Raw genomic sequence first — 5,756 nt, 5'->3', positions numbered from 1 at the left:
GGGGGCCGGAAGATGGCCGCTGACGCTGCATCCGACGACCGGCGGACCGAGGTCCGCGCCGCTGCTTCGCCGGCCGCTGGAGCGGCCCCGGCGAAGCGCACCCGCACCGTCGCGGTGCGGCTGACCGACGCGGAGGAGGCGGTGTGGATCGACGCGGCGCTGGCGGACGGGCACCGGCAGCTCGGGGCGTGGGTGCGCGAGCGGGCGGTGGCCGGTTACCTCGGGAAGGTCCGCCCGAAGACGGGCGGCGGGCTGTCGGTGGAGGCGGCCGCGGAGGTCGCGGCGCTGCGGCAGCAGATGACCAAGGTGGGGAACAACCTGAACCAGATCGCGAGGGCGATCAACTCCGGGCAGGTGCCGCCGCAGATGGCCGAGTCCCTGCAGAAGGGGTGGCTGGACAGGTGGGGGCAGGAGTTGGGGCGGATGGCGGATCGGCTCGACGCGCTCGAGGGCTGATGTGATCGCGAAGATCAGCACGGGGTCGGATCCGAAGGGGCTGGCGGCGTATCTGCACGGGCCGGGGAAGGCGACGCCGCACAGCTACCGCAACGAGGCGGGCCGGCTGATTGCCGGCGGGACGGTGATCGCGGGATCGGTGCAGGTCACCGCGAAGAATCCGACCCGGTGGGGCCGGGACTTCGAGCGCGCGGCGGCCACGAACGCGCGCGTGGGCAAGCCGGTGTGGCACTGCTCGCTACGGTGCGCGCCCGGGGATCGGACGTTGACCGACACCGAGTTCGCCGACATCGCGCAGACGGTCGCCGAACGGCTGCGCTTCGCCGAACACCCGTGGGTGGCCGTCCGGCACGACGACGACCACATCCACATCGCCGTCTCACGGGTCGATTTCCAGGGCGCGGTCTGGAAGAACAGCAACGACCGCTGGAAGGTCGTCGAGGTGATGCGCGAGGTCGAGCACCAGCACGGCCTGACCGAGGTGGCCAGCCCGGAGCGGGCCCGCGGCCGACAGGCCAGCAGCGGCGAGCAGCGCCAGGCGGTGCGGACCGGGAAGGTCCCGCAACGGGACGGGCTGCGCGAGATCGTGACCGCCGCCCGCGACATCGCCGCAGGTCAAGGCGCGGAGGCGTTCGAGGCGGCACTCGCGGCGAACCCGATCACCCGCGTGCAGATGCGGCGCAACGTCGCGAGCACGGGCCGAATGAACGGGTACAGCTTCAACCTGCCCGGCTACAACGACGCAGCCGGGGAGCCGATCTGGTTGCCGGCCTCCAAGCTCGATCGCCGTTTGTCCTGGTCACAGCTGGAAACGGTGCTGACCGGCCCGCGCCCGGACCGTCTCGCGGCCGAGGAGACGGTGCCGCGGAAGCGGCTCGAGCGGGCCGCCGTGTGGGAGGAGCGCCGCCGCGAAGCCGGTGAGGAGCAGTTCCAGACGGCCCGCTGGGATCAGGCCCGCGCCGTCGTCGGTGAGGTGGCCGGTCAGATCCGCGCCGAGCCGAGCGCGGACACGAAGTGGAAGCAGGTGAAACAGGCGTTGACCAGCCAGAAGGCCGACGACCAGCGGCACGCCGCGGTGGTGAACACGGCCAACGCCGTGCTCAGTGGCCACCCGAGGCAGGTCCGGGACATGCTCGCCGCCCAGGAGCAACGTCGGAAGCCGTGGACGCCGGAGCAGAAACGCCAGTACGCGGCCGCGAAAGCCCAGGCAGAACGCGCGGCCACGGCGAAGGACGCCGCGAAATGGACCGAGGTGGCCGGCGGCGGCTACTCGCGGGACGTGCGCGGGGTGAACCTGCGGCTGTGGGTGGCCGAGGACGGCGCGTGGTCGCTGACCTCGAAGAAGGACCCCGACCGCCAGGTCGTCTCAGGCCGGGCCGACACCGTCGCGCAGGCCCAGGCCGCGGCCGCGGCCAGGGCGAAGAAGCAGGTCGAGGCGATCTGGGGCCGGTTACCGCAGGAGCAGCGCACCGAGCAGGCCGGCAAGACGATCCGCCGCGCCGCCGCGGACCTCACACCCACCAAGCCCGCCGAGGTCAAGCCCCCGGCCCGCCGCCAGGGCCCGGCCACGCCACCACCGACCCAGGGCTACCGGCCGCCCCGCCACGACCGAGGCCGAGACTCCGGGATGGGCCTGTGAGCTGCGCCGACGCGGAACCGGGAGCAAGGCGATGAAATCGTCTTGCTGCGGCCGGTAGAAGGCTGGGACAACTAAAACGGCTGCCGCGGCACCGCTCCGCGGCGCCTTGCCATTGAACGGGTCGTGCCCCGGTCAGGGCGGGGTGTGACCTGGGTCCATGACACCGCCAACACGCTGCGTAAATGCGGATTGAACTAGTTCATTTGAGGAACGATGACCTGATGACCGGGGATCGTGACCTGCCCATGCTGACCGTCGCCGAGGCGGTGGAAGCGACGCAGACCAGCGAGAGCACGATCAAGCGCCGGCTGCGGGCGGGTGTGTTCCCGAACGCGGTCCGCACCGCCGACGGGAAGTGGATGATCCCCCTCGGTGACCTATCCGCGGCAGGGCTGAGACCAGGGAAAATGGCGAAACCTGACCCGGTGACCCCTTCAAATGACCGGGTCCGTGACCTGGCCGCCGAGAACGCTGAACTCCGTCAGCGCCTGGCCGTAGCCGAAGCCCTGGCCAGCGAACGCAATCGGATCATCGACGTGCAGCAGCAGATGCTCCGGATGCTTGAGGCCCGGCCGGTGCCGGCCCCGGAGCCCGCCGCGGTTCCAGTGGCGGGTCCGCCGCCGCCCGTCCCGGCCGCCGACGACCGGGCGGCTACGGGCGCCCTGGCCCGGCTACGTCGACGGCTTCTCGGCTAGGAGCTGACCGAGTACTTGCGTGCGTCGTGCAGGAGCTTTCCCACAGTTCCGGTGGTCACGCCCATCTCCTCGGCGATCTCGCGGTACTTCAGGCCCTGCTCACGTAGCTCGACGGCCCGGCGACGGTTCTCGGCTGCCCGTGCGAGGAACTGGTCCCGCGGCTCGGCCATGATGCGCCGGATCGTGCGTGGTGACGCCCCGAGTCGTTCAGCGACCTCGCGTGCCGTGCGATTGCGGCGGACAGGGTTCTCAGCGCCCACGGGCCACCTCCAGAGCCAGATCACGGTCGACCTTCGTCGCCCGTTTCTTGTTCGCTTCAGCCTTGGCCGGTGTCATCACGGAGCCGCTGGCTTTGCCACCTTTACGGCCGCGTGCGGCTTGTATGGCGATGAATGTGGCCTCGTAGACGGCAGGGCCGTCGGCCCACATCCGGGACTTTGTAGTGATCCAGCGGGTAATGGAGGCCGCGACGGCGCGTAGCTCGCTTGCCGGCAGTGGATCGGGCCTGCCTGTGACCGGGTTCCTGAACGTGGCGTTGATCCGCGCTGCTTCCCCATAGATCGCGGCCCCAAGCCCGGTCGGATCGCCCCAGTGGAAGCGGATTTCGCGGTAGGCCCAGGTGCGTGCGGTTTCGAACAGGGCGCAGTTGCGGCCGAGGCCGATCGGGTTCTCACGGCGCGATCGGGTTTGCCGCCAGCGCGTTGGCGGCATGTGGATACCGAGTTCCGCCTCGAGCTCGGCGAGGGATCGCCGCTCGGTGTGCAGCCAATGGGTCTCCCAGGCACCGTGAGTCGGGTTCTTGGTCATCAAGCCCGAATAGCCCTTGTCCCCCTCCACGGCGCGCCGTAGGCCCTCAGTGACGGCGGCCGCATAGGCGAGCGGCTTACGACGGGCGTACTCAGTGCGGGTGAACGGCTCTGCCAGCGCCCACACGGCGTGTGCGTGCCCGTTACGGGGGTTCTCCACGATCGCGTTCGGCAGAGGATGATTCCCGGTCGCCGACAGCGCCCGCAGCGCGGCGTCCGGGTGGTCAACGTCCACGACGAGCAGGTTGCTCAATGCCTGCGGGTTCGACTCGATGTAGCGGCGATCCAGCGCGTCCGATCGCCGCATCCGGTAGACACCGTCGAGGAAATCATCGGTTGCCAGTGGGAACAGCGGTAGCCACAGCTGTTCCCAGGCACCACTCGTGTGCTCTTCCACCGCAACCATGGGGAACACACTCACACACAAGATCGAATTATTCCGGTAGGACACGCCGAAGCCAAGTCAGATGTTTCGGTTTCTGGAGCCGTCCCCGTCCTCCCCGGCGATTTCTTCCCTCCCCTGAACCCTCTACCCCACTGGAAAATCTCGTGTTCCGCCCTCCGCAGAGAACGGAACCACCGCCAGGCCCCCATGTTGTCGGCGGTGCTCTGTCAGGGCAGGTGCCCGTTGCGGAGCCAATAGATCACCACGTCGATGACTTGACCGACGGGGCCGAGATAAAACGACCACGGGTCCATCCCAATCACCTCCACTCAGGGGCAGTAGCCACCCAGCCAGCACGGGGCGTGGTTCAGGATCCAGACCCGCACGTCGTCAGGGATGAGTCCGTAGGGCATGAGCCACCAGATCAGCGGGAAGTCATCAACCGGATGCAAGTCCATAGCTTGGAGCTGGTCCGCTGCCGGTTCCTGTCAGCAGTTGGTGCCGCCGAGCCAGCAGGGCATCGCCTCGATCGCTCGCTGCCAGTCCCATTCGTTGAAGAACGGCGCTGGCATCAGCCACACGAACCACGGCCAATCTCCTCCACGCATGTCGATCACCTCCAATCAGGAGAAGTGTTCGCCGAGGTCACACGGGATCACGGCGACTACGGGACGTAGACGGTTGCGATGCCCGGTGTGACGAACGAGCTGCCGGTGTGTACGACGACGAGGACAACCTGCCCGGTCCCGGTCGGCAGGATCGCTTCCGGGTATGCGTCCGAGCCGTCCGACATCCGGGTGGAGCCGGAGGCTCCGTTAGACAGGTTCAGCCAGTGCACTTCGGACAGTTGTAGGCACCCTGATCGGCCTTCCCGTTTGCGTTCCTCCGGACCGGTGATCGTGACCGTCCCAGGCTGTTCGCCGACCACGGCCACGCAGCGGACCGAGGGAAAATCGAAGCTTCCGTACGGGTCGATCTGGAACGGGACGGCGACAGTGGCGGAGGCGATGGCCGCCGGCGCCAGAACCGCACCGGCCACGATGGCCGCGCAGGCGACCGATCGGCGAACGAAGTCGATCATGGCGACCTCCAAGGAGGCCAGCACCCCCGGATTTGCTGGCCGCTGTCGGTCGATCAATGGGTTACCGGTGGCCCGACCAGCGGCTCCCATACAAGCCAGGCCTGGTACAGCACGTCATAGAGCCACTTCGGCACGAAAATGCCGTTGAGCGGCCCGGCGGGGGTGTTGTCGAGCATCGTCATCGCCTCCTACGGGCAGTATCCGCCGAGAACGCGAAGTCCATGGGGGATCGCGGCCCTGTGACGCGCTGAAGGCGGCGCAGACGCAACGCAGACGGTCGGCTCTGCACGGAGGGTGGCCGCTGGGTGTGCGCCGGCCCGTGACCGGACCGGGCGAAGCGTGCCGTGGGGCGGCCCGCCGTGGCGCCCGTCCCGTGCCCGTTCTGACGGCGGTTTCGGCCGCTCGTTCCTCGCGTCCTGACCACCGGTCAGCCCGTGCCCGTGCCGTCCACCACCCGGTGCCTGGTCTGCGTCTCCATCGGCTCGTTCCTCGCATATCCTGGTGACCAGACACCGGAGCGAGCTATGCCCAGAGTTACTCCGTGACTTCGTCACTGCGTAACCCTGGGCGCTCGCCTCCCATTCGCTTCGCTCACAGGAGGGGGCCGGAAGATGGCCGCTGACGCTGCATCCGACGACCGGCGGACCGAGGTCCGCGCCGCTGCTTCGCCGGCCGCTGGAGCGGCCCCGGCGAA

Annotated in this window: 8 protein-coding genes; 3 read left to right on the top strand and 5 right to left on the bottom strand. The window is 68.9% G+C overall.

From position 1 onward, the window contains the following. From M2282_RS30880 to M2282_RS30870, 3 genes are all read left to right on the top strand, one after another. On the top strand, positions 1-456 hold a 456-nt coding region (locus M2282_RS30880; RefSeq protein WP_280812580.1), incomplete at its 5' end, for a MobC family plasmid mobilization relaxosome protein. A 1-nt stretch (position 457) separates the two neighbouring features. Next, entirely contained in the window at positions 458-2,095 is a 1,638-nt protein-coding gene (locus M2282_RS30875; protein ID WP_280812579.1) for a relaxase/mobilization nuclease domain-containing protein, read from the top strand. A 221-nt stretch (positions 2,096-2,316) separates the two neighbouring features. Then, a complete protein-coding gene (locus M2282_RS30870) occupies positions 2,317-2,790 on the top strand; it encodes a hypothetical protein (RefSeq protein ID WP_280812578.1) in 474 nt (157 codons plus the stop codon). On the opposite strand, the gene M2282_RS30865 is transcribed toward M2282_RS30870, so the two are convergent. The 5 genes from M2282_RS30865 to M2282_RS30845 all read right to left on the bottom strand — a co-directional run bounded on the left by M2282_RS30865 (position 2,787) and on the right by M2282_RS30845 (position 5,238). Then, complete coding sequence (locus M2282_RS30865) at positions 2,787-3,050, bottom strand: sigma factor-like helix-turn-helix DNA-binding protein (RefSeq protein WP_280812577.1); 264 nt, start codon at positions 3,048-3,050, stop codon at positions 2,787-2,789. The genes M2282_RS30870 and M2282_RS30865 overlap by 4 nt on opposite strands. Further along, entirely contained in the window at positions 3,040-4,002 is a 963-nt protein-coding gene (locus M2282_RS30860) for a replication initiation protein (RefSeq protein ID WP_280812576.1), read from the bottom strand. The genes M2282_RS30865 and M2282_RS30860 overlap by 11 nt, the downstream gene beginning before the upstream one ends. A gap of 308 nt (positions 4,003-4,310) precedes the next feature. Next, positions 4,311-4,439 carry a hypothetical protein gene (locus tag M2282_RS30855; RefSeq protein ID WP_280812575.1) on the bottom strand — a complete coding sequence of 43 codons (129 nt, stop codon included), beginning with the start codon at positions 4,437-4,439 and terminating at the stop codon, positions 4,311-4,313. 206 nt (positions 4,440-4,645) lie between these two features. Next, a complete protein-coding gene (locus tag M2282_RS30850) occupies positions 4,646-5,062 on the bottom strand; it encodes a hypothetical protein (protein ID WP_280812574.1) in 417 nt (138 codons plus the stop codon). A 53-nt stretch (positions 5,063-5,115) separates the two neighbouring features. Further along, entirely contained in the window at positions 5,116-5,238 is a 123-nt protein-coding gene (locus M2282_RS30845; RefSeq protein WP_280812573.1) for a hypothetical protein, read from the bottom strand. Positions 5,239-5,756: the final 518 nt, after the last annotated feature.

It is taken from the genome of Variovorax boronicumulans (genome assembly GCF_029892485.1).
Taxonomy (GTDB): domain Bacteria; phylum Pseudomonadota; class Gammaproteobacteria; order Burkholderiales; family Burkholderiaceae_C; genus Variovorax; species Variovorax boronicumulans_B.
Note: the sequence above shows the minus strand (reverse complement) of the source record. Positions and strands in the feature narration are given on the sequence as shown.